This window comes from Streptomyces bicolor (assembly GCF_000719285.1).
Classification (GTDB): Bacteria; Actinomycetota; Actinomycetes; order Streptomycetales; family Streptomycetaceae; genus Streptomyces; species Streptomyces bicolor.
In genome coordinates, this window is record NZ_JOFS01000030.1 from 94355 (window position 1) to 116497 (window position 22143).

General features: G+C 70.5%; 20 protein-coding genes. 14 read left to right on the plus strand and 6 right to left on the minus strand.

Annotation, left to right across the window (positions count from 1 at the left end):
* Positions 1-110: 110 nt before the first annotated feature.
* From IF78_RS0132065 to IF78_RS0132095, 7 genes are all read left to right on the plus strand, one after another.
* Positions 111-959 (plus strand): TrmH family RNA methyltransferase, encoded by an 849-nt coding sequence (locus tag IF78_RS0132065; protein WP_031486719.1) that lies wholly within the window; start codon positions 111-113, stop codon positions 957-959.
* A 53-nt stretch (positions 960-1012) separates the two neighbouring features.
* Positions 1013-2158 carry a sensor histidine kinase gene (locus tag IF78_RS0132070; protein WP_031486720.1) on the plus strand — a complete coding sequence of 382 codons (1146 nt, stop codon included), beginning with the start codon at positions 1013-1015 and terminating at the stop codon, positions 2156-2158.
* A gap of 136 nt (positions 2159-2294) precedes the next feature.
* Positions 2295-3416, plus strand: a complete 1122-nt coding sequence (pheS, locus tag IF78_RS0132075; protein ID WP_031486721.1) for a phenylalanine--tRNA ligase subunit alpha — start codon at positions 2295-2297, stop codon at positions 3414-3416.
* The gene (gene pheT, locus IF78_RS0132080; RefSeq protein WP_031486722.1) at positions 3416-5965 is read left to right on the plus strand and encodes a phenylalanine--tRNA ligase subunit beta; all 2550 of its coding nucleotides are present in this window, start codon (positions 3416-3418) and stop codon (positions 5963-5965) included. The genes pheS and pheT overlap by 1 nt, the downstream gene beginning before the upstream one ends.
* A gap of 154 nt (positions 5966-6119) precedes the next feature.
* On the plus strand, positions 6120-7220 hold the full coding sequence (locus tag IF78_RS0132085) for a PP2C family protein-serine/threonine phosphatase (protein ID WP_031486723.1): 1101 nt from the start codon (positions 6120-6122) through the stop codon (positions 7218-7220).
* Between the two features lie 256 nt (positions 7221-7476).
* Positions 7477-8817, plus strand: a complete 1341-nt coding sequence (locus IF78_RS0132090; protein ID WP_031486724.1) for an NsdA family TPR-like regulatory protein — start codon at positions 7477-7479, stop codon at positions 8815-8817.
* A gap of 75 nt (positions 8818-8892) precedes the next feature.
* A complete protein-coding gene (locus IF78_RS0132095; protein WP_031486725.1) occupies positions 8893-9423 on the plus strand; it encodes an NUDIX hydrolase in 531 nt (176 codons plus the stop codon).
* Here IF78_RS0132095 and IF78_RS0132100 read toward each other — a convergent pair.
* Positions 9420-9677, minus strand: a complete 258-nt coding sequence (locus IF78_RS0132100; protein WP_031486726.1) for a hypothetical protein — start codon at positions 9675-9677, stop codon at positions 9420-9422. The two genes, IF78_RS0132095 and IF78_RS0132100, sit on opposite strands and share 4 nt — an antisense overlap.
* A 192-nt stretch (positions 9678-9869) precedes the next feature.
* Positions 9870-10742, minus strand: coding sequence for a 3-hydroxybutyryl-CoA dehydrogenase (locus tag IF78_RS0132105; RefSeq protein WP_031486727.1), 873 nt, complete (start codon positions 10740-10742; stop codon positions 9870-9872).
* A 194-nt stretch (positions 10743-10936) separates the two neighbouring features.
* On the opposite strand from IF78_RS0132105, the gene IF78_RS0132110 reads away from it, so the two are divergent.
* A complete protein-coding gene (locus tag IF78_RS0132110; RefSeq protein WP_031486728.1) occupies positions 10937-12199 on the plus strand; it encodes a glycoside hydrolase family 10-like protein in 1263 nt (420 codons plus the stop codon).
* 13 nt (positions 12200-12212) lie between these two features.
* On the opposite strand, the gene IF78_RS0132115 is transcribed toward IF78_RS0132110, so the two are convergent.
* Together IF78_RS0132115 and IF78_RS0132120 are read right to left on the minus strand one after the other, a co-directional pair.
* Complete coding sequence (locus IF78_RS0132115) at positions 12213-12416, minus strand: DUF1918 domain-containing protein (RefSeq protein ID WP_031486729.1); 204 nt, start codon at positions 12414-12416, stop codon at positions 12213-12215.
* A gap of 93 nt (positions 12417-12509) precedes the next feature.
* A complete protein-coding gene (locus IF78_RS0132120) occupies positions 12510-13463 on the minus strand; it encodes a DMT family transporter (protein WP_031486730.1) in 954 nt (317 codons plus the stop codon).
* On the opposite strand from IF78_RS0132120, the gene IF78_RS0132125 reads away from it, so the two are divergent.
* The 3 genes from IF78_RS0132125 (at position 13462) to IF78_RS0132135 (ending at position 16473) form a co-directional block, all read left to right on the plus strand.
* Positions 13462-14904: an aminotransferase-like domain-containing protein gene (locus IF78_RS0132125; protein WP_031486731.1), complete on the plus strand. Its 1443-nt coding sequence runs from the start codon at positions 13462-13464 to the stop codon at positions 14902-14904. The genes IF78_RS0132120 and IF78_RS0132125 overlap by 2 nt on opposite strands.
* A 389-nt stretch (positions 14905-15293) precedes the next feature.
* On the plus strand, positions 15294-15728 hold the full coding sequence (locus IF78_RS0132130) for a GNAT family N-acetyltransferase (protein WP_031486732.1): 435 nt from the start codon (positions 15294-15296) through the stop codon (positions 15726-15728).
* 151 nt (positions 15729-15879) lie between these two features.
* The gene (locus IF78_RS0132135) at positions 15880-16473 is read left to right on the plus strand and encodes a histidine phosphatase family protein (RefSeq protein WP_031486733.1); all 594 of its coding nucleotides are present in this window, start codon (positions 15880-15882) and stop codon (positions 16471-16473) included.
* Here the strand turns inward: IF78_RS0132135 and IF78_RS0132140 are convergent.
* Entirely contained in the window at positions 16455-16898 is a 444-nt protein-coding gene (locus IF78_RS0132140; protein ID WP_031486734.1) for a DUF6314 family protein, read from the minus strand. The two genes, IF78_RS0132135 and IF78_RS0132140, sit on opposite strands and share 19 nt — an antisense overlap.
* A gap of 137 nt (positions 16899-17035) precedes the next feature.
* On the opposite strand from IF78_RS0132140, the gene IF78_RS0132145 reads away from it, so the two are divergent.
* The 3 genes from IF78_RS0132145 (at position 17036) to IF78_RS0132155 (ending at position 20834) form a co-directional block, all read left to right on the plus strand.
* Complete coding sequence (locus tag IF78_RS0132145) at positions 17036-19510, plus strand: alpha-L-arabinofuranosidase C-terminal domain-containing protein (protein WP_031486735.1); 2475 nt, start codon at positions 17036-17038, stop codon at positions 19508-19510.
* A 196-nt stretch (positions 19511-19706) separates the two neighbouring features.
* Positions 19707-20315: a response regulator transcription factor gene (locus tag IF78_RS0132150; RefSeq protein ID WP_031486736.1), complete on the plus strand. Its 609-nt coding sequence runs from the start codon at positions 19707-19709 to the stop codon at positions 20313-20315.
* A 135-nt stretch (positions 20316-20450) separates the two neighbouring features.
* On the plus strand, positions 20451-20834 hold the full coding sequence (locus tag IF78_RS0132155) for a hypothetical protein (protein ID WP_031486737.1): 384 nt from the start codon (positions 20451-20453) through the stop codon (positions 20832-20834).
* A 117-nt stretch (positions 20835-20951) separates the two neighbouring features.
* Here the strand turns inward: IF78_RS0132155 and IF78_RS0132160 are convergent, their stop codons facing one another.
* Complete coding sequence (locus IF78_RS0132160) at positions 20952-22064, minus strand: ABC transporter substrate-binding protein (protein ID WP_031486738.1); 1113 nt, start codon at positions 22062-22064, stop codon at positions 20952-20954.
* Positions 22065-22143: the final 79 nt, after the last annotated feature.

Here is a 22143-nt window from a genome sequence, read left to right on the forward strand (position 1 = left end):
TCTGCCTGCGGGTCCGTTGTGTTGAGTAGTGCGGCGGGTTCGGCACCGCCGAACGCCGCCGTCGTGGTTGATCGCCGTCGCGGCGGACAGAGACACCGAAAGTGAGCCCCATGCCTGCCGGCGCCCCCGAGCTGATCTCCCCCCGTTCCCCCCGCGTCTCCGCCGCCCGGCGGCTCGCCAAGCGGAACTTCCGGAGCAAGGAGCGGCTCTTTCTCGCGGAAGGGCCGCAGGCCGTGCGGGAGGCGGCGGCCTACGGGTCCACGCTCGTGGAACTGTTCACGACCGTCGAGGCCGCGGAGCGGTACGCCGACATCATCGGGGAGGCCCGGGCCGCCGGTGCCCGCGTACATCTCGCCGACGAGCAGGTGATCGCCGACATCTCGACCACCGTGACGCCACAGGGGCTCGTCGGCGTCTGCCGGTTCATCGACACCCCCTTCGACGAGATCCTCGCTGCCCGGCCCAGGCTCGTCGCCGTACTCGCGCACGTCCGCGACCCGGGGAACGCCGGGACCGTGCTGCGGTGCGCCGATGCCGCCGGGGCGGAGGCCGTCGTACTCACCGACGCGTCGGTGGATCTCTACAATCCCAAGGCCGTACGGGCCTCGGTGGGCTCCCTGTTCCACCTTCCCGTCGCCGTGGGCGTGCCCGTCGAGCGGGCCATGGCCGGGCTGCGGGATGCCGGGGTGCGGATCCTCGCCGCCGACGGTGCGGGCGACCGGGACCTCGACGACGAGCTCGACAAGGGGACCATGGGCGGGCCGACCGCCTGGGTCTTCGGGAACGAGGCGTGGGGGCTTCCGGAGGAGACCCGTGCGCTGGCCGACGCCGTCGTGCGCGTACCGATCCATGGGAAGGCCGAGAGCCTGAACCTCGCCACCGCCGCCGCCGTATGTCTCTATGCGTCGGCCCGTGCACAGCGCGGCACCGCAGGGTGCCGCACCGTCACCGAGAGCTAGTAGGGTGACCAGCTCGGGGGCCCCAAAGCCGTCGTGAGAGGTGGGGTACGGGGATGAGTGTCGGCACGAGCAGCGCACCGGGGGCACGGGGGGTGCGGCGGCCGTCCACGTCCCGGCCCGGTGATGCCGGTGATCTCCCGGGGCTCGGAATCGATCCTGACGACCTGCCCGACGGCCTCGTAGTCGCCGACGAGCACGGGCACGTCATCTGCTTCAACGCCGCCGCCGAGCGCATCACCGCCGTCCCCGCCGCCGACGCCCTCGGGAAGCGGCTGGAGAAGGCCCTGCCGTTAGAGGACCTCGACGGGCGGCGCTGGTGGCAGGTGACCGACCCGTACGGCGGGCTGGCCATCAGGCGCAGGCAGCCCGAGCGCAATCTCCTCCTGCCCGGTGGGCGTGAGGTGCTCGTCTCGGTGCGGTACGTGCGGAGCGAACCGGCCGGGCCGGTGCACCGTGTCGTCGTCTCCCTGCGCGACACCGAGGCCCGCCGCCGCACCGAGCGCAGTCACGCCGAGCTGATCGCCACCGTCGCGCACGAGCTGCGTTCGCCGCTGACCTCGGTCAAGGGTTTCACCGCCACGCTCCTCGCCAAGTGGGAACGGTTCACCGACGACCAGAAGCGGCTCATGCTGGAGACCGTCGACGCCGACGCCGACCGGGTCACCCGGCTCATCGCCGAGCTGCTCGACATCTCGCGGATCGACAGCGGGCGGCTGGAGGTACGGCGCCAGCCCGTGGACATCGGCGCGGCCGTGGGCCGGCACATCCAGGCGTACGTCGCCGCCGGCCAGCCCGCCGACCGGTTCCTGCTCCGCATCGAGCAGCCGCTGCCCGCCCTGTGGGCCGATCCCGACAAGGTCGACCAGGTGCTCAGTAACCTCATCGAAAATGCCGTGCGGCACGGCGACGGAACGGTCACCATTGACATCACGGCCACGGCGTCCCCGCGCGAAGACGAGTACACCGGCACGTCGGTCACCGTGAGCGACGAGGGGCCCGGCATCCCGGAGGAGTCCATGAACCGCGTCTTCACCCGCTTCTGGCGGGGCAGCAAGCGCGGCGGCACGGGCCTCGGGCTCTACATCGTCAAGGGCATCGTCGAGGCACACGGCGGCGCCATCGAGGTCGGCCGCGCCCCCGGCGGCGGCGCACAGTTCCGATTTACGTTGCCCGTGGCGGCACCGGCCTTCATGGCCTGAGGCACCACGGGCGCATCCGCGTACCTCAACCCCGTTAGACTCGGCCTTTGGCACCTTTGTGTCCAGAACCAGGGACGAATCGTCTCCCGGTCGAAGACGGGGCACTTCAGCCAGCCAATCGGAAGCACGGGAAGAGATGTCGGCACCGAATAAGTCGTACGACCCTGTAGAGGTCGAGGCCTTGAAACCGGAAGAGATCGAGCGCATGCGGGACGAGGCGCTCGCCGCCTTCGCCGCCGCGGACTCCCTCGACGCGCTCCAGGAGGCCAAGGTCGCCCACACCGGCGGCACCTCCCCGCTGGCTCTCGCCAACCGCGAGATCGGCGCCCTGCCCCCGCACGCCAAGGCCGAGGCCGGCAAGCGCGTCGGCCAGGCCCGCGGCGCCGTGAACAAGGCCCTCGCCGCCCGCCAGGCCGAGCTGGAGGCCGAGCGCGACCAGCGGGTGCTGGTCGAGGAGGCCGTGGACGTCACGCTGCCCTACGACCGCGTACCGTCCGGCGCCCGCCACCCGCTCACCACCCTGTCCGAGCGCATTGAGGACATCTTCGTGGCCATGGGCTACGAGGTCGCCGAGGGCCCGCAGGTCGAGGCGGAGTGGTTCAACTTCGACGCGCTGAACATCGGCCCGGACCACCCGGCGCGCGGCGAGGCCGACACCTTCTTCATCGAGGGCCCGGACGGCGGCAGCGAGTCCGGTGTCGTGCTGCGTACCCACACCTCGCCCGTGCAGATCCGCTCCCTGCTCGACCGCGAGCTGCCGGTCTACGTGATCTGCCCCGGCCGCGTGTACCGCACCGACGAGCTGGACGCCACGCACACCCCGGTCTTCCACCAGGTCGAGCTGCTCGCCGTGGACGAGGGCCTCACCATGGCCGACCTCAAGGGCACCCTGGACCACATGGTCCAGTCCCTGTTCGGCGAGGGCATGAAGACCCGGCTGCGGCCCAACTTCTTCCCGTTCACCGAGCCGTCCGCCGAGATGGACATGGTGTGCTACGTCTGCCGCGGCGAGTCCGTCGGCAACCCCGACCGCCCCTGCCGCACCTGCTCCTCCGAAGGCTGGATCGAGCTCGGCGGCTGCGGCATGGTCAACCCGCGGGTGCTCACCGCCTGCGGCGTCGACCCGGAGAAGTACAGCGGCTTCGCCTTCGGGTTCGGCATCGAGCGGATGCTGATGTTCCGCCACAACGTCGAAGACATGCGAGACATGGTCGAGGGTGACGTCCGGTTCACCCGGCCGTTCGGGATGGAGATCTGATGCGGGTCCCGCTTTCTTGGCTGCGGGAGTACGTCGACCTGCCGGAGACGGAGACCGGGCGCGACGTCCAGGCCAAGCTCATTTCCGCCGGTCTGGAGGTCGAGACCGTCGAGCAGCTCGGCGCCGACCTCAAGGGCCCCCTCGTCGTCGGCCAGGTGCTGACCATCGAGGAGCTGACGGAGTTCAAGAAGCCGATCCGCTTCTGCACCGTCGACGTCGGCCAGGCCAACGGCACCGGCGAGCCCCAGGAACTCATCTGCGGCGCCCGCAACTTCCAGGTCGGCGACAAGGTCGTGGTCGTACTCCCCGGCGCCGTGCTGCCCGGCGGCTTCGCGATCGCCGCGCGCAAGACCTACGGCCGTGTCTCGCACGGCATGATCTGCTCCACCAGCGAGCTGGGCATGGGCGACGACGGCACGCACGGCATCATCGTGCTGCCCCCGGAGACCGAGGTCGGCAAGGACGCCATCGAGCTGCTCGAGCTGGTCGACGAGGTCCTGGACATCGCCGTCACCGCCAACCGCGGCGACTGCCTGTCCATCCGCGGCGTCGCCCGCGAGACCGCCATCGCCTACGGCCGCCCGCTGCGCGACCCCGCACTGCTGGACGTCCCCGGCCCCAACGCCTTCGGCTACCCGGTGCAGGTCTCCGACCCGATCGGCTGCGACCGCTTCACCGCCCGCACGGTGACCGGCCTGAGCCCCGAGGCGCGCTCCCCGATCTGGCTGCAGCGCCGCCTGCAGAAGGTCGGCATGCGTCCGATCTCGCTCGCCGTCGACATCACCAACTACGTGATGATGGAGCTTGGCCAGCCGCTGCACGCCTACGACCGCAACCTGGTCCAGGGCACCATCGGTGTGCGCCGGGCCGAGGAGGGCGAGAAGCTCGTCACCCTCGACGGCGTCGAGCGCAAGCTGCACGCCGAGGACCTGGTGATCACCGACGAGCGCGGTCCGATCGGCCTCGCGGGCGTCATGGGCGGCGCCAACACGGAGATCGCCGACCTCCCCCAGTCTCGAATGGACTCGACCGGGGGGACCCCCATCGACGTGGAGAACGCGACCACCGACGTCGTGATCGAGGCCGCGCACTTCGACCAGGTCGCGATCGCGCGTACGGCCCGCCGCCACAAGCTGTCCTCCGAGGCGTCCCGCCGTTTCGAGCGCGGCGTCGACCCGGCGGCGGCCGCTGCGGCCGCTCAGCGCACGGTGGACCTGCTGGTGCTGCTCGCGGGCGGCACCGCCGAGGCCGGTGTCACCGAGGTCGTCACGCCGTCCGGCCCGCACACCATCACCAGCCCGGCCGACCACCCGGACAAGGTCGCGGGCGTCGAGTACGGCCGCGAGACCGTCGTACGGCGGCTGCAGGAGATCGGCTGCGACGTGTACGGGCAGGACGAGCTGATCGTCACCGTGCCGTCCTGGCGGCCCGACCTGCTCGAGCCGAACGACCTGGCCGAAGAGGTCATCCGCCTGGAGGGCTACGAGAACCTGCCCTCCACGCTGCCCAAGCCGCCGTCCGGCCGTGGCCTGACCCACCGTCAGCGGCTGCACCGCCGGGTCGGCCGCGCGCTGGCCGGTGCGGGCTATGTCGAGGCGCCGAACTACCCGTTCGTCGGCGAGCAGGTCTTCGACCAGCTCGGCCTGGAGGCCGACGACCCGGCCCGCCGCGTCGTCAAGCTGGTCAACCCGCTCAACGACGAGGAGCCCGCGCTGCGCACGTCGCTGCTGCCCGGGCTGCTGGGTGCCTTGCGGCGCAATGACGGCCGGGGTTCGCACGATCTGGCCCTGTTCGAGACGGGGCTGGTCTTCCAGCCGCGTGAGGAGCAGCGCGTTGCCGGGCATCTGCCGGTCGACCGCCGCCCGACCGACGAGGAGATCGCGTCGCTGAACGCCGTGCTGCCCGAGCAGCCGCGGCACGTCGCTGTCGTCCTCGCCGGTGCGCGTGAGCAGGCGGGCTGGTGGGGCGATGGCCGTCCGGCCGGGTGGGCCGACGCGGTCGAGGCGGCACGTGTGGTCGCGCGGGAGGCCGGGGCCGAGCTGATCGTGCGGGCCGGACAGTACGGGCCGTGGCACCCGGGTCGGTGCGCCGAGCTGGCGATCACCGTCGACGGTGCGGAGCGGGTCATCGGGCATGCCGGTGAGCTGCACCCGCGGGTGCTCAAGGCGCTGGGTCTGCCTGGGCGTACCTGTGCGATGGAGCTCGACCTCGACGCCCTGGAGCAGGTCGGGGACGGGGTCGCGCAGGCGCCGAGCATCTCCACGTTCCCGGTCGCCACGCAGGATGTCGCCCTCGTGGTGGACAAGCCGGTGCCGGCCGCGGAGGTGGAGGCCGCGCTTCGTGAGGGTGCGGGTGAACTCCTCGAGGGAATCCGGCTGTTCGACGTGTACGTCAATGACGAGCAGCTGGGTGATGGCAAGAAGTCGCTCGCGTATGCGTTGCGCTTCCGTGCGGGGGATCGGACGCTGACCGTCGATGAGGCTTCGGCTGCCCGGGACGCCGCGGTTGCCCTGGCGGGCGAGCGTACGGGGGCGGTTTTGAGGGGTTAGTTCGCCCAAGGGTGGCGCGTTGCAGTCACCTCACTCAATAGGGTGACTTCTCTGGGTGATCTGGTACTTCCGGGGCATCTCTCGACAGAATCGGACCGGCCTTTCGAGGTCGGTCCGATTTTGCGTTGTCAGGGCCTATTGGGGGGCCATCGGCATGTTCCGCATCAAGGCTCGGGTTCCCCGGAAGGTGCTGGCGATGGGGCTGCCCACCGTCTGGGGCGCGATGGCGATCACGTACAAGCTGGCCTGTCCGCTCGCGCAGGAGGACAGCTTCGGTGCTCGGGTCGTCACCAGCGCCGTCTTCTTCGCCGTGGGGACCGGGCTGATCCTGCACGTCCGGCACGCCCTGTTGCGTGAGCTTCGGCAGGTCCGCAAGGTCGCCGGGGCCGCGCAGAACGCGCTGCTGCGGCCGCTCCCCGCGCGCATCGACGGGCTGAACGTCGCCGCCGCCCAGCTCTCCGCGGATCGCAGTGCCTGTGTAGGCGGTGACCTGTACGAGGTCATCGCCACCGAGCACGGCGTGCGGGCGGTGATGGGCGACGTACGGGGCCACGGCATCGCGGCCATAGGCACGGTGGCCGCCCTCCTCGGCAGCTTCCGCGAGGCCGTCCACGACGAACCCGACCTGAGCCGGGTGCTGCGCAGGCTGGACCGTGCCCTGGCCCGCCACCTGCGCGAGCGGGCTCGGGACGAGCACCCCGCCTCGGGCCTGGAGCCCGACACCCCGGTCGCCGAGGAGTTCGTCACCGTCCTGCTGCTCGAGATCGGACAGGACGGCGAGATCACCGCCCTCAACTGCGGTCATCCCTGGCCTTACCTGCTGAGCGGCACCAGCGTTGAATCCCTCGCCCGAGCCGATCCCCTTCCACCCCTGGGGCCCTTCCCGCTCCCCGCCGACCTGCCCGCGTTGAGCTGCGGCACGCTGCAGCCCGGCGACTCCCTGGTCCTGTACACGGACGGTGTCGAGGACGCCAGGGATGCAAGAGGCCGGTTCTTTTCCCTGCAGGCGGCGCTCATCGACGTCGTACGCCATGCCCCGACCACTCCACAGACAATGCTGCGCACCTTCTTCACGGCCCTACTCCGCCACACAGGAGGAAGGCCGGCAGACGACATAGCACTACTGGTCCTACGGAACGACCGAACGAGGCTGCAGTGCAGCCAACCTTCAGGGGCGCGGGGCTGTGACATAGGCGGCTCCGCCGCCGGGGCGCGACCAGCCACAACGAACCCGCAGCCGACCAACCACCTTTGACGCAACGGCGATTGGTCGCCGTCCGCCCCGCCACGGAGTGTCGGGCAGGCAGCTGGGCGGACGGCGCGGATGCGGGCCGCCGCAGTGTACGAGGGGGAGCCGGCGGCCCGGCCGGCCTCTTGCGAGGCATTTCAGTCAACCGGATGGAAACTCTCCGCAACAGCGCGCGCACGCTACGGATTCGGGCACTCGCTTCACACCCCGTGTGAAGCGGTTCGCACTACTCTGTCGGCACCGAGCCACCCGGGGGGCATATATGCAGCCCAACACTCTGCTCGACGCGATCCTGGACGAGGCCGGGATCTCGCACGCGGGGCTGGCAGCGCACGTGAACCAGGCGGGGCGGGCGCGCGGGCTCGCGCTGAGATACGAACACACCGCCGTCGCACGATGGTTGAAGGGCCAGCGGCCGCGCGGTCAGGTGCCCGACCTGATCTGCGAGGTGCTCGCCGCCCGGCTGCACCGTACCGTCACACTCGACGACATCGGACTGGGCGTACCCGGCGAACCGTCCACCGCCCACGCCACCTCGCTGTCCGGCTTCGTGGAGCGGGCCACCGCCCTGTGGCGCTCCGACGAGCAGCAGCGCCCCCACATCCTGGGAGCGCCCGCGGTCACGGGCACGCCCGCCGTCATGCCCGTGTGGGAGTGGGAGAACCCGCCCGAGGACGTCGACGTCTCGCGCGGGGGACGGCACCGGGTCACGCCCGCCGACATCGAGATGCTGCGGGCCGCCCGCACCCACTACGAGCAGATGTACCGGAAGGCGGGCGGCATAGCGACCCGCACCCGGATCGTCGGATTCCTCAACGCCGAGGCCGCCCCGCTGCTGCGCGGCAGCTACACCGACGCCACGGGACGTCAACTGCACCGCGCCACGGGGGGATTGGTGGCCGTCGCGGGCATCTGCGCGTACGACTCGGACGCGCACGGGCTCGCCCAGCGCTACTTCCACCAGGCGCTGCGGCTGGCGAAGGCGAGCGGGGACCGGGGGCTCGGCGCGTATGTGATCGCGCTGCTGGTCAACCAGGCGCTGTTCATGCGGGAGTTCCGGCAGGCCGTCGCCTTCGCGGAGGCCGCGCTGCGGGCCGCCGGCAAGCACATCACCCCGGCGCTCGCCTCCGACCTGTACGCGATGCAGGCGAAGGCGTACGCCCACCTCGGCGACGGCACGAGTGCCCTGTCCTGCATCCGGCGTGCCGAGCAGGCCGCCGAACGTATCCACCGCGGATACGAACCCGACGAAACGGGCTATGTCCAGCCCGGGCTCGTCAACGTCCAGGTGGCGGAGGCGCTGCTGAGCCTCGGGGAGCTGGCGGCCGCCGGGGAGCACGCCGCGGCCGCCGTCGACAATCCCGCCCACGACCGGGGCCGGGTGCACCGGCTGGCCATGCTCAGCACGATCGAGCTGCGCCAGGGCAATGCCGACAAGGCGGTGGCCACGGCGGTGCAGATGGCCGAGCAGGCGCGGGGAATGGAGTCCCAGCGCCTGCGCGACAGACTCCGGGCGGTACGCGAACACCTCGTGCGCAGCGGCAGTGCGGGCACCGCCGAAGCCGCCGAACTCATCGACGGGGCACTGCGCGTACCGCTGTAGGCAAGTACTGGAGCCCCGACATCTCATAGTCCCTGCTGCGATATTGCCACTTACTCGACGGAAGGTGGCAGAACCGTGCAGTGGACGAAACAGGACGAACAAACTGTGTATGAAAACCGCTGGTTCACCGTCAACCTGGCAGACGTGGAGCTGCCCGACGGCCGGCACCTGGACCACTTCCTCATACGGATGCGGCCGGTCGCCGTGGCCACAGTGGTCAACGAGGCCAATGAGGTCCTCCTTCTGTGGCGCCACCGTTTCATCACCGACAGCTGGGGGTGGGAACTCGCGGCGGGCGTCGTCGAGGACGGCGAGGACATCGTCCGCGCGGCCGCCAGGGAGCTCGAGGAGGAGACCGGCTGGCGGCCGGGACCCCTGCACCACCTCATGAGCGTGGAGCCCTCCAACGGGCTCACCGACGCCCGGCACCACATCTACTGGGCCGACGAGGGCGAGTACGTCGGACATCCCGTGGACGACTTCGAGTCGGACCGCCGGGAATGGGTCCCTCTCAAGCTCGTCCCCGACATGGTCGCCCGTGGGGAGGTCCCGGCCGCCAACATGGCGGCCGCGTTACTGATGCTGCACCATCTCAGGCTCGGCTAATGTCCGATCGCCTGCCAGATCGCCACGACGAGAGCACCCACGGCGGTGAGGGCGGCGACCGCGGGCAGCGGCCAGCGCGTGTGTTCCAGTGTGTGGATCCGGGTGTTCAGCTCGTCGAGTTCCTTGGCGGTCTCCTCGCTGCGGTGCGTGAGCAGAGCCAGCCCGCCCTCCACACGGGCGTAGGCGACGTCGAGGCGACGTCGTAACTCTGCGAGTTCTCCGGACACGACCGGATGCTCGGGATCGGCGGTCACAGTCCGCTCCTTTCCGTAGTCGTCTGTCATCCCTTGCATGCGCAGGGAAAGTGAACTCGCCTGGTGGACGCATGGGGAGAGTGTGCGAGGGGCATATGCGGGCCCGGCGCGCACACGGTGTGTGAATGACGCGGGCCCGGCACCTTCGCGGTGCCGGGCCCGTGTGCTTGGCCGGAATCTGACCGTCTGTAATCAGCCGTAGGTGTAGAAGCCCGAGCCGGTCTTACGGCCGAGCCGGCCCGCGTCGACCATGCGCTGCAGCAGCGGGGGAGCGGCGTACAGCGGCTCCTTGTACTCCTCGTACATGCTCTCCGCCACGGAGGCGACCGTGTCCAGGCCGATCAGGTCGGACAGCTTCAGCGGGCCCATCGGGTGGGCGCAGCCGAGCTCCATGCCGTTGTCGATGTCCTCGCGGCTGGCGATGCCCGACTCGAACATCCGGATCGCCGACAGGAGGTAGGGGATCAGCAGTGCGTTGACCACGAAGCCGGAACGGTCCTGGGCCCGGATGGCGTGCTTGCCCAGCAGCTTCTCGGCGAAGGCCTGGGCGCGGGCGATCGTGCCCTCGGAGGTGGTGAGGGCGGGGATCAGCTCGACGAGCTTCTGCACCGGGGCCGGGTTGAAGAAGTGGACGCCGATGACCTGGTCGGGGCGTGAGGTGGCGACCGCCAGCTTCACCAGCGGGATCGAGGAGGTGTTGGAGGCCAGGATGGCGTCCGGTCGGGTCACGACCTGGTCGAGCACCTGGAAGATCTCGGTCTTCACCTGCTCGTTCTCGACGACCGCCTCGATCACCAGATCGCGGTCGGCGAACTCGCCCAGGTCGGTGGTGAAGGACAGCCGCGCCTGCGTGGCGTCCAGCTCCTCGTCGCTGATCTTGCCGCGCTCGGCGGCCTTGGCCAGGGAGGTGAACAGCCGGGTACGGCCGATCTCCAGGGCCTCGCCGGTGGTCTCGGCGACCTTCACGTCCAGGCTGGCGCGGGCGCACACCTCGGCGATGCCCGCTCCCATCTGGCCGCAGCCCACCACGCCGACGCGTGCAATATCTCCGGAGATGCCGGTCACATCGTCCCCTTCGCTGATCCACGACTGCGGCAGGTCCGCCGTTGTTCGACGCCTGCTCCAAACCTGCACGTTACCTTCGGCGAAGTTTGATCGATCGTTCGGGTGCCTCATGAAAAGCTGGCGCGGGCGCGATCCCATAAGTGCGGATCTGCGGTGGGTGGGCCCTTGACCACGGCACACGGAGGTACGAAGAGATGCTGCACCGGAAGTCACGGCTGTCACGGCGGGCGTTCACGGTGACCGCCCTGTCGGCACTCGTGGCGTCAGGCGGCGCGATGGCGGCGAGTGCCGCCACGGCGGGCGGGTCGGAGCCGGGCCGGCGACGGGCGATCCGGGAGATGCGCGGTGTATGGGTGGCGACCGTGGCGAACCGGGACTGGCCCTCCGCGCAGGGGCTGACCCCGGACGAGCAGTGCGACGAGCTGGTCGCTCACCTGGACCGGGCGGCGGACCGCGGTCTGAACACGGTGATCCTCCAGGTGCGGCCCACGGCCGACGCCCTGTGGCCGTCGCCGTACGAGCCGTGGTCGCAGGTCCTCACCGGTACGCAGGGCCAGGACCCCGGCTGGGACCCGCTCGGCACCGCCGTACGGGAGGCCCACGCCCGTGGTCTGCAGCTGCACGCCTGGTTCAACCCGTACCGCATCGCCAACCACACGGACCCCGGCAGGCTGGCCGAATCCCACCCCGCCCGCCGCTATCCGCAGTGGGTGGTGACGTACGGCGGCAAGCTCTACTACAACCCGGGGCTGCCCGAGGTCCGTACCTTCGTGCAGCGGGCGATGCTCGACGCGGTGGAGAAGTACCAGGTCGACGGGGTCCACTTCGACGACTACTTCTACCCCTATCCGGTGGCGGGCCAGACCTTCGACGACACCGACGCCTACAACCGCTACGGCGGCGGCTTCGCGAGCCGGGCCGCGTGGCGGCGGGACAACATCGACAAGCTGGTCATCGAGATGGCGGCCGGCATCCGGCGGATCCGGCCCACCACGCAGTTCGGCATCAGCCCGTTCGGCGTGTGGCGCAACGCCGCCACCGACCCGCTCGGCTCCGACTCACGGGCAGGGGTGCAGACATACGACGACCTGTACGCGGACACCCGCAAGTGGGTCCGCGAGGGCTGGATCGACTACATCTGCCCGCAGCTGTACTGGAACATCGGCTTCGCCGCCGCCGACTACGCCAAGCTCGTGCCCTGGTGGGCTGAGGTCGCGCGGGGCAGCAGGACGCAGCTGTACATCGGTGAGGCGCTGTACAAGGCCGGTGATCCGGCGCAGCCCGCGGCCTGGCAGGACCCGGCCGAGCTGTCCCGGCACCTCACCCTGGCAAAGGAGCACCCGGAGCCGAACGGGCATGTCTTCTTCGCCGCGAAGGACGTGGCGACGGACCGGATCGGGGCGATGGCGCGGGTGGTGGCCGACCACTACGGGCAGCCGGCCAGGGCACCGCGCTGATCGACTGCCGGGCCTATCGCCCGGTCCGGTGGATGTCCTTGTGACGGATCTCGGTGTCGGGGCCGGGGGAGCAGATCCCCTCGTGACCGTCCTCGAAGCGGACGCGGAACGGAGGGTTGCCCTCCTGGCCCAGGACTTCGACGATCTCGCCGACCTTGTCGTGTTGCCCGACCACCCTGCCGTGCTGGACAAGCTGGTCGCCCACGGTTGCACGCATCTGTCGGTCCTCCTCACCAGGAGCGGGAGCAGCGGTCCGTGGCCTTGAGTCTACGGCGTGGAGCGGTGGTTGGAAGTGGGTCGTACGGCCCGCTCAGCCACGCGCCCGCTGGGTCACGGCGATGCACACGAGTACCGCCGCGGCCGTGAGGGGGGCGGCCACTGTCAGGTGCTCGCCCAGCAGCAGCACCGACCACACCAGTGTGAGCAGGGGCTGGGCCAACTGCAACTGGCTGGCCTTGGGGATGCCGATGGCCGCCATGCCCCGGTACCAGACGACCAGGCCGAGGAACTGCGAGCCCGCCGCGACCCACAGCAGTCCGGTCACGCCGTGCCAGTTCAGGTGCACGGGCTCGTACGACAGCGCCACGGCGGCGGCCGGGACGGTGAGCGGCAGACACAGCACCAGCGCCCAGCCGACCACCTGCCAGCCAGGCATCACCCGGGCCAGCCGACCGCCCTCGGTGTAGCCGGCCGCGCACACCAGCAGCGCCGCGAACAGATACAGGTCGGCCGTGGTCAGCGCGCCGCCGCTCTGCTGCACGGTGAACGCGACCACGGCACCCGCGCCCACCAGCGCCGCCGTCCAGAAGGTGCGGGACGGGCGGGTGCCGACGCGCAGGGCGGAGAACAGGGCGGTGGTCAGCGGAAGCAGGCCGACCACGACGGCGGCGTGCGCGGTGGTGGACGTCTGGAGCGCGAGCGTGGTGAGGAGGGGGAAGCCGAGGACCACCCCGGCGGCGACCACCGCGAGGCCGGCCCAGTGTCGGCGGGCGGGAAGCGGCACCCGCAACGCGAGCAGACAGCCCGCCGCGATCAGCGCGGCCAGCACGCTGCGCACGGCGACCAGGGACCAGGGGCCGAAACCCTCCAGACCCCAGGCGGTGGCGGGGAAGGTGAGGGAGAAGGCCGCGACACCGAGGGCGGCCTGGAGGGTGCCGCGCAGGGGTGCCGTGGTCGCTCCACCCGGGGCTGTTGTCGCTGTCGGCGCGGTCGGGGTGGTGACTGCTATCGAGGTCCCGTCGGTAGCGCTATTCTCTGCTCTCATGCATGAGCGTAGCAGCGTCGGTGAACTGGCGAGTCGGCTGCGACGGGAGCTGGACCGCTACTCTCCGGGTGGAAAGCTCCCGTCGAGCCGGGTTCTCGTCGAGCGGTTCAAGGTGAGCCCGGTGACCGTCTCCCGTGCCCTGGCGCAGCTGGCCGCCGAGGGGCTGGTGGTCACCCGGCCGGGCGCCGGAGCCTTTCGCGCCGAACCTCGTACGCAGGTCGCCCCGGTCGGCGACACCTCCTGGCAGGAGGTGACGCTCAGCGCGGACGCCGCCGCGGATCTCGTACCGCGCTCGGTGGACGCCTCCGGGGTGCTGGCCACGCTGTCCGCCCCGCCGCCCGGCGTGATCGAGTTCAACGGCGGCTATCTGCACCAGTCGTTGCAGCCGGAGCGGGCGATGGCCGCCGCGCTGTCGCGGGCCGGCCGCCGGCCCGGGGCGTGGGGGAGGCCGCCCGTGGAAGGGTTGCCGGAGCTGCGGGAGTGGTTCGCGCGCAGCATCGGCGGGCCGGGCGGCCCGGTCACGGCGGCCGAGGTGCTGATCACCGCCGGCGGTCAGTCGGCCCTGACGACCGCGCTGCGGGCGCTCGCACCGCCGGGCGCTCCGGTGCTGGTCGAGTCACCGACGTACCCCGGCATGCTGGCGATCGCCCGCGCGGCCGGCCTGCGCCCGATCCCGGTCCCGGTCGACCCGGACGGGGTACGGCCGTCGCTGCTCGCCGACGCCTTCCGGGCGACCGGCGCCCGGGTGTTCGTCTGCCAGCCGCTGTTCCAGAACCCGACCGGTGCGCTGCTCGCCCCCGAGCGGCGTGGCGAGGTCCTGCGCATCGCGCGGGAGGCCGGCGCCTTCGTCGCCGAGGACGACTTCGTACGACGGCTGGTGCACGAGGACGCGGGGCCGCTGCCGCGTCCGCTGGCCGCCGACGATCCCGACGGCGTCGTCGTCCATGTCTGCTCACTGACCAAGGCGACCTCGCCGAGCTTCCGGCTGAGCGCGCTCGCCGCCCGGGGCCCGGTGCTGGAGCGGCTGCGCGCCATCCAGGTCGTCGACACCTTTTTCGTGCCCCGGCCCCTGCAGGAGGCCGCGCTCGAACTCGTGGGCTCGCCCGCCTGGCCGCGTCATCTGCGGGCGATCTCCGCCGAGTTGAAGACCCGCCGCGACGCCATGACGGCGGCCCTGCGCCTCGACCTCCCCGAACTCGCCCTCCCGCACATCCCGTCCGGCGGCTACCACCTGTGGCTCCGCCTCCCCGACGGCATCGAAGAGACGGCCCTGACCTCCGCCGCCCTGCGCGCGGGCGTCGCGATCACGCCGGGCCGCCCGTACTTCAGCGCGGAACCCCCGGCCGGTCACGTGCGGTTGAGCTTCGCGGCGGTGGCGGGGGTGGGGGAGATCGCGGAGGGGGTACGGCGACTCCGTACGGCGTGTGACGAGGTGCTCTAGGTCCTGTCGTCAAATTCCCGTCGTCCGCCCGAAGGGCGGGCCCGGCGGCGTCTGGTGCGTGCGATCGCAAGGCGCCGGAGCCGCCCTCGATGGCTCTGGGGGAGTGCGTGCCAGGCGTCGCCGGGCAGGCGGGAATTTGACGACAGGGCCTAGGTGCGGGGGAGCGGTGTGAGGCCGCACGCGAACTCCGCCTCCTCCAAGAGTTCCAGAGGCAGGCGTATGCCCGTGAGGCGGTGGCGAGGGCGAACGCCGTCTCGGTGTGGTCGTGCAGGCGAAGAGCGGCTCGAAGTGCAGGCGTGCCCGCAGCGTCGCACCCGCCACTGACAACGCCCCGCCCGCCAGGGGAAAACCGCTCGACGCCCTCGCCCCCGGCCTGCGAATCTCGCCCCATGACCGACACTCCGCCCCTCGCCGAGGGCTACGAGATCTCGACCGACCCCGACCGCATCGACGCCGAGCGTGTGCACCGGTGGCTGTCCACCGACGCGTACTGGGCGATCGGGCGGGCGCGGGAGAAGCAGGACCGGGCGATCGAGGGCTCGCTGAACTTCGGGGTGTACGTGACGGTCTCGGGGGAGCAGGTGGCGTATGCCCGGGTCATCACTGATCGGGCGACCTTCGCGTGGCTGTGCGATGTGTACGTCGATCCCTCGGTGCGCGGCAAGGGGATCGGGACGGCACTCGTCGGGGGTGTGCGCGAGCACCTGCGGCCGTACGGGCTGAAGCGGATGCTGCTCGCGACGCACGACGCGCACGGCGTCTACGAGAAGCTCGGGTTCGCGCCGCTGGAGAGGCCGGACCAGTGGATGACGCTCCACTTCTGACAACTCCGGTCGCTGTACTTGAACTTCCAACAGCTCGATTTCCGGCGACTTGTCCGCCTGATCCTGACCCCGCAGTAAGGTTCCACCAACCCTCGGTGACGCCTCCACAACGCCTCTTGACCTGCGCACCTTCGCGACACACCATCGCCGCATGCCACTTCGGGTCACGTTCGTCGCCGCAGCGCGCAGCTCACCGCTGCTCGCCGAGCGCTTCGAGGACGACCGGCCGCTGGACCAGGCCGGCTGGGACGAGGTGCAGGGCGTCGCGCGCGACCTGCTGCCCCTGGCGGCCGCCGAGCTGCGCTACTGCTCACCGACCCCGCGCAGCCGTGCCACCGGTGACGCCCTCGGCTATGCCCCGCTGGTGCAACTCGCCCTGCGCGACTGTGACATGGGTCGCTGGCGGGGGCTGACCCTCGGCGAGGCGATGGCCCGGGAGCCGGAGGCGGTGGACGCTTGGCTGGCCGACCCGCGCGCCACGCCGCACGGCGGTGAGTCGCTGATCGCGTTCATCTCACGTGTGGGCGGCTGGCTCGACACCCGGCCCGTGGAGGACGGCGGCCGGATCGTCGCCGTGGCCGAACCCTCAGTCATCCGCGCCGCCCTGGTGTACGCGCTGAAGGCGCCGCCGGCTACCTACTGGAACCTCGACGTGCGCCCCCTGTCGACGACCACCGTGACCGGCCGGGCGGGCCGCTGGAACCTCCGCTTCGACGGGGCGCAGGCTCAGCCCTCGCGCGCGTAGTCGGTACTGAGGACGAGTTCCTTGGCCGGGCCGCGCACCCGCCACACCGTCCGCCAGTGGTCCTCGTCCCGGACGGTGAACTCGCCCCGGTAGAGGTCGGCGGAGCAGGGGTGGTCGGCGATGTGCCGCCCGCAGGTCAGGTCCAGGTCGTGGAAGTGTCGTCCGTCGGCGAACCGCACCTCCACGGTGCCCGGCGTCACGCCCGGCAGGAAGCGCAGCGTCCGCTCGGCGGGGCGCCCGACGCCCCGCCAGCGGAAAGTGCCGGACTCCTCGTGCAGCAGCCCGCCGTTCTCCAGTCGGCCGAAAACCGTCGTACCGGAGAACTCCCCTTCCTCCCCGCTCGCGAGGTCCCGCACGGTTCGCTCGACCCGCCAGCTCCCGGCCAGATAGGTCAGCACATCCGGAACCGGCCAGAACTCGCCCATCCGTCGCTCACCTCCCACCGCTTCCGACACTTTCGATACCGCCCGACCTGTTGACGCTCTCAAATCCCCCTCCCTATCTTGCCGTTCGAAGTGCTGATCAATGTCTGATATTTCGAACATCGAGCCGCGGAGTGTCCATGTCACGCACGCGCTGGAGATACGGCGTCGCCACCACCGCCTTCCTGGTGGCGGCCGGCCTCATCCCCGCCCCCGCCCACGCCGAGGACGTCACCGACTACGCCATCACCGTCGACCCCACCACCCAGGGCGCGAAGATCGACGACACGATGTACGGCGTCTTCTTCGAGGACATCAACCGGGCCGCGGACGGCGGTCTGTACGCCGAGCTCGTGCAGAACCGGTCCTTCGAGTACTCCACGGACGACAACCGGTCGTACACGCCCCTCACCTCCTGGACCGTTGACGGCACCGGGCAGGTCGTGAACGACGCCGGCCGGCTGGGCGAGCACAACCGCAACTACCTTTCCCTGGGCGCCGGTTCGGCCGTCACGAACGCCGGTTACAACACCGGGATCCGGGTGGAGCAGGGCAAGCGGTACGACTTCTCGGTGTGGGCCCGGGCCGAGAACGGCAGCACGTTGAGCGTCACGCTCAAGGACGCCGCCGGCGCGCTGGCGACCGCCCGCCAGGTCGCCGTCAAGGGCGGCTGGGCCAAGTACAGGGCCACGTTCACCGCCACCCGCACCAGCAACCGCGGCCGCCTCGCCGTCGCCGCCACGAACGCGGCGGCCCTTGACATGGTGTCGCTGTTCCCGCGCGACACCTACAAGAACCAGCCGAACGGCCTGCGCAAGGACCTCGCCGAGAAGATCGCCGCCCTGAAGCCGGGCTTCGTGCGCTTCCCCGGCGGCTGCCTGGTCAACACGGGTTCGATGGAGGACTACAGCGAGGCCTCGGGCTGGCAGCGCAAGCGCTCCTACCAGTGGAAGGACACCATCGGCCCGGTCGAGGAGCGCGCCACCAACGCCAACTTCTGGGGCTACAACCAGAGCTACGGCCTCGGCTACTACGAGTACTTCCGCTTCTCCGAGGACATCGGCGCCATGCCGCTGCCCGTCGTACCGGCCCTGGTGACCGGCTGCGGCCAGAACAAGGCCGTCGACGACGAGGCGCTGCTCAAGCGGCACATCCAGGACACCCTCGACCTCATCGAGTTCGCAGGCGGCCCGGCGACCTCCAAGTGGGGCAAGGTGCGCGCCGAGATGGGCCACCCCAAGCCCTTCCACCTCACCCACATCGGAGTCGGCAACGAGGAGAACCTCCCCAACGAGTTCTTCGCCCGCTTCCAGCGGTTCCGCGCCGCCATCGAGGCCAAGTACCCGGACATCACGGTCATCTCCAACTCCGGTCCGGACGACAGCGGCACGACCTTCGACACCGCCTGGAAGCTGAACCGCGAGGCGAACGTCGACATGGTCGACGAGCACTACTACAACAACCCGAACTGGTTCCTGCAGAACAACGACCGCTACGACTCCTACGACCGCGGCGGCCCGAAGGTCTTCCTCGGCGAGTACGCCTCCCAGGGCAACGCCTGGAAGAACGGTCTCGCCGAAGCCGCGTTCATGACCGGCCTGGAACGCAACGCGGACGTCGTCAAGCTCGCCTCGTACGCCCCGCTGCTCGCCAACGAGGACTACGTCCAGTGGCGCCCGGACCTGATCTGGTTCAACAACCGCGCCTCCTGGAACTCGACCAACTACGAGGTCCAGAAGCTGTTCATGAACAACGTCGGCGACCGGGTCGTCCCGTCGAAGGCCACGACCACGCCGAACGTCAGCGGCCCGATCACCGGTGCCGTCGGACTGTCGACCTGGGCGACCAGCGCCGCGTACGACGACGTGAAGGTCACCGCGGCGGACGGCTCGACCCTGCTGAGCGACGACTTCTCCGGTGACGGGACGAAGTGGACGCACAACGGCACCGGCAGCTGGAGCGTCCAGGACGGCCAGTACGTCCAGACGGACGCCGCCGCCGAGAACACCATGGTGTCGGCCGGTGACCCGTCCTGGCACGACTACGACCTGCATGTGAAGGCCACCAAGAAGTCCGGCAAGGAGGGCTTCCTCGTCGCCTTCGGCGTCAAGGACACCGGCAACTACTACTGGTGGAACCTCGGTGGCTGGAACAACACCCAGTCCGCCGTCGAGCAGGCCGTGGACGGCGGCAAGGGCACGCTGATGACCAAGGCCGGGTCCATCGAGACGGGGCGCGCCTACGACATCGACATCAAGGTGCGCGGCCGCCAGGTCACCCTCTACCTGGACGGCCAGGAGTGGGGCAGCTTCACCGACGACAAGCCGGCCGAGCCGTTCCGCCAGGTCGTTACCAAGGACGCCCGGACCGGTGACCTGATCGTCAAGGTCGTCAACGCCCAGTCCGCCCAGGCCCGTACGGCCATCGACCTGGGCACCGCCCGCGTCGCCGCCACGGCCCGGGTGACCACTCTCGCCGCCGACCAGGACGCGGTGAACACCGAGACGGACACGCCGGTCGCCCCGGCTACGTCCACCTTCTCGGGGGTCGCCGAGAAGTTCACGTACACCTTCCCGCCGAACTCGGTCACCTTCCTGCGGATCAAGCAGAGGTAGTCCGCGCAAGGTCCGCGGAGCCGGTTCCGTCGGTGGGTCGTTGCCCGGGTGGCAGCGGCCCACCGCCGAGCCTGGTGGACCCGGACGGGTGAGTCCGGCGGGCCGGGGGGCTTCGGGGCGTCGAGACTGAGGGCCGGGTACCGCACGCGAGATCGGAGGCCTCCCATGAGTGGTTGCGGCCGCCTGTGAGCACCGAATGAGTAACGGGTCCGTGGGTGTCGCGGTCATCGGGGACTGTCCGGTCTTCCGTCACGGGGCTTCGCAGCTGATCGGCGGCGCCCCCGATCTCCATCTGGTGGTGGCCGCGTCGTCGGTCCCGGGGGCCGACGGTGGGCTGCGCGGGGCGGACGTGGTGTTGGTGGACCTCCAGCAATCGGGACGGCGACTGGCCGCAGCCGCGGCGGAGCTGCGGGAACGCGGGCATGCCGTCGTCATCGTGTCGTCCTCTCCGCAGATCGACGCGGTTGAGGTGATCAGGGCCGGTGCCGGCGGCTATGTGAGCCGGCAGGCCGAGGGCGACGAACTGCTCACGGCGATTCGGCTCGTGGGAGCGGGGCACTGCTATGTGTCCGCGCCCGCCAGCCGTCTGCTGGCGGATTCTCCGCGCTTCACGAACCGGGAGCAGGAGGTCCTGCGCCTTCTCGCCAACGGTGCGACGGATGATGAGATCGCCTCCAGGCTCCGTATCAGCAAGCACACCGTCCATTCCCATCTCGACCGGATCGGTGAGAAGACGGGGACGCGACGCAGGTTCGACCTCGCTCGGCTCGCGATCGAGCACGGTCTCACCGACCAGGTGTGGTGAGCGTCGAGAACGGTGCGGGAGGGGGCGCTGTGGGTAGTCCTACCCCGGCGCCGGTGGGTAACCGTTCCCCTTGATCACATCGCGGCGAAGTCGGATGTTGGGTGCGAAGGACAGCCGACATGCCGAGGAGAAGTCATGCGCAATCGCGTCGCAATTCTCACCGTCGCGGCGGTACTCCCGCTGACGGTCGTGGGCTCACTCGCGGCGGCGAACCAGGCGGGAGCCGACCCCAACAGCCCGAAGGTCACGGTCACGGGGTCCGTCGACGACTGTGAGGACGGAACCTCCCCCGTCAGAGTGACCATCAAGACCGCCCAGGAGACCCGCACCGACAAGAGCACGGACGTGGTGGACACCGGCGAGTACACGATCACCCTCAAGAATGTCCCCAAGAAGAGCCAGAAGCCGACGGCCACCGTGACCTGCGAAGAAGGGGCCACGTACAAGCAGACCTTCTCGCTGAAGCGGCCGGCGGGCACGGCGACGACTCTGCCGGTCGACCTCGAGCCGCCGTCCTAGCCGGTGATCTCGGGCCTGGGCGCGACCCGGGACAGATCTTGATGCCGGTCCGACTGCCGCCGCTCCACGCTCGGATCCACGCTCGGACAGGACTGGGCAGTCGGACCTCGTGTCCTCTCAGCCGGCGTGCAGGATCCGAAAGCGATCGGGTTCGGCCGGATCTCGATCAACGACCTGGACCGGCGGCCAGGCCCACTGCCACACGCTGATGCCCGGCGTGCGGGAGAACCGGATCTTCCCGCGGGTGCCCTCGACTGCGACGCGCGGCCAGGATTCGGCAATGCGCGCCCGGTCCGAGCCGTGGGACCGCAGCACATCGGCGAGGACGGTGACCGTGTCGTAGCCCTCGAAGGCGACGAAGGAGGGCGCTTCGGCCAGCCGCTCGTGGAGGGCGGTCTCGATGCGCGCGCCCAGGGGGCTGAAGCGCTCGGGCAGGTAGCGCAGGTACGGGATCCCGGCGCCGTCGCCGCCCAGTAGCGTCGCCCACTCGGCGAACTCCGGTTGTCCGGCCGGCGCACCGATCATGATCTCGGTGAGGCGCGGGTCGCGGCGGACGGCCTTGACGATCGGCACCGCCGGCTCCGGGTGGCCGACCAGAAGGAGCAGGGCTGTCGCGCCGTTGTCGACGAGTGCGTCGCACACGGCCGTGGGGGCGAGCGCGCTCATGTCGAGCTCGTCGACGGTGCCGCCGCGTGGAGCCAGGTAGTTCCGGAGGATGCCGACTCCGGATGCCCAGTAGACACTCGGCTGGACTGCCACGGCGATACGACTGTGGCCCGCGCCGAGGAGGAAGTCCGCGTAGATCTGCCAACCGTGCGACTGCGCCGGGCAGAGGCGGGCGACCCATTGCGTCGGCTGTTCGGTGAGCGCGTCGAGGACCGCTGACGAGCAGAGGAACGGCAGGCCGAGGGCATCGGTCCTGGCGGCAGCGGCGCGAGCGACGACGCTGTGATATTCCCCCGCCAAGGCAGCCACGCCCAGGCGAGCCAGTTCGTCCACGGCCGCCGCGGCCCTCCGCGGATCGGCCGCGGTGTCCCGGACCAGCAGCTCGAGCGGTCTTCCGCCGATCCCGCCTGCGTCATTGACGTCGCGAACGGCCAGCTCGAGTCCGGCGAGCAGATGTCGGCCGGCCGCGACCCAGCCAGGCCGAGTGAGCGGAACGAGAGCGCCGATCCGGACGGATGATCCGTCGGTACGCTCCGCTGCAGGTGACGATGGTGGCGCATTCATGGGTGGGCGTCTCCAGTTGGGATCCGGTTCTCAGCGCCACCGGCGCGAATGCCGGCGGAGATTGCATAAACGTACATCG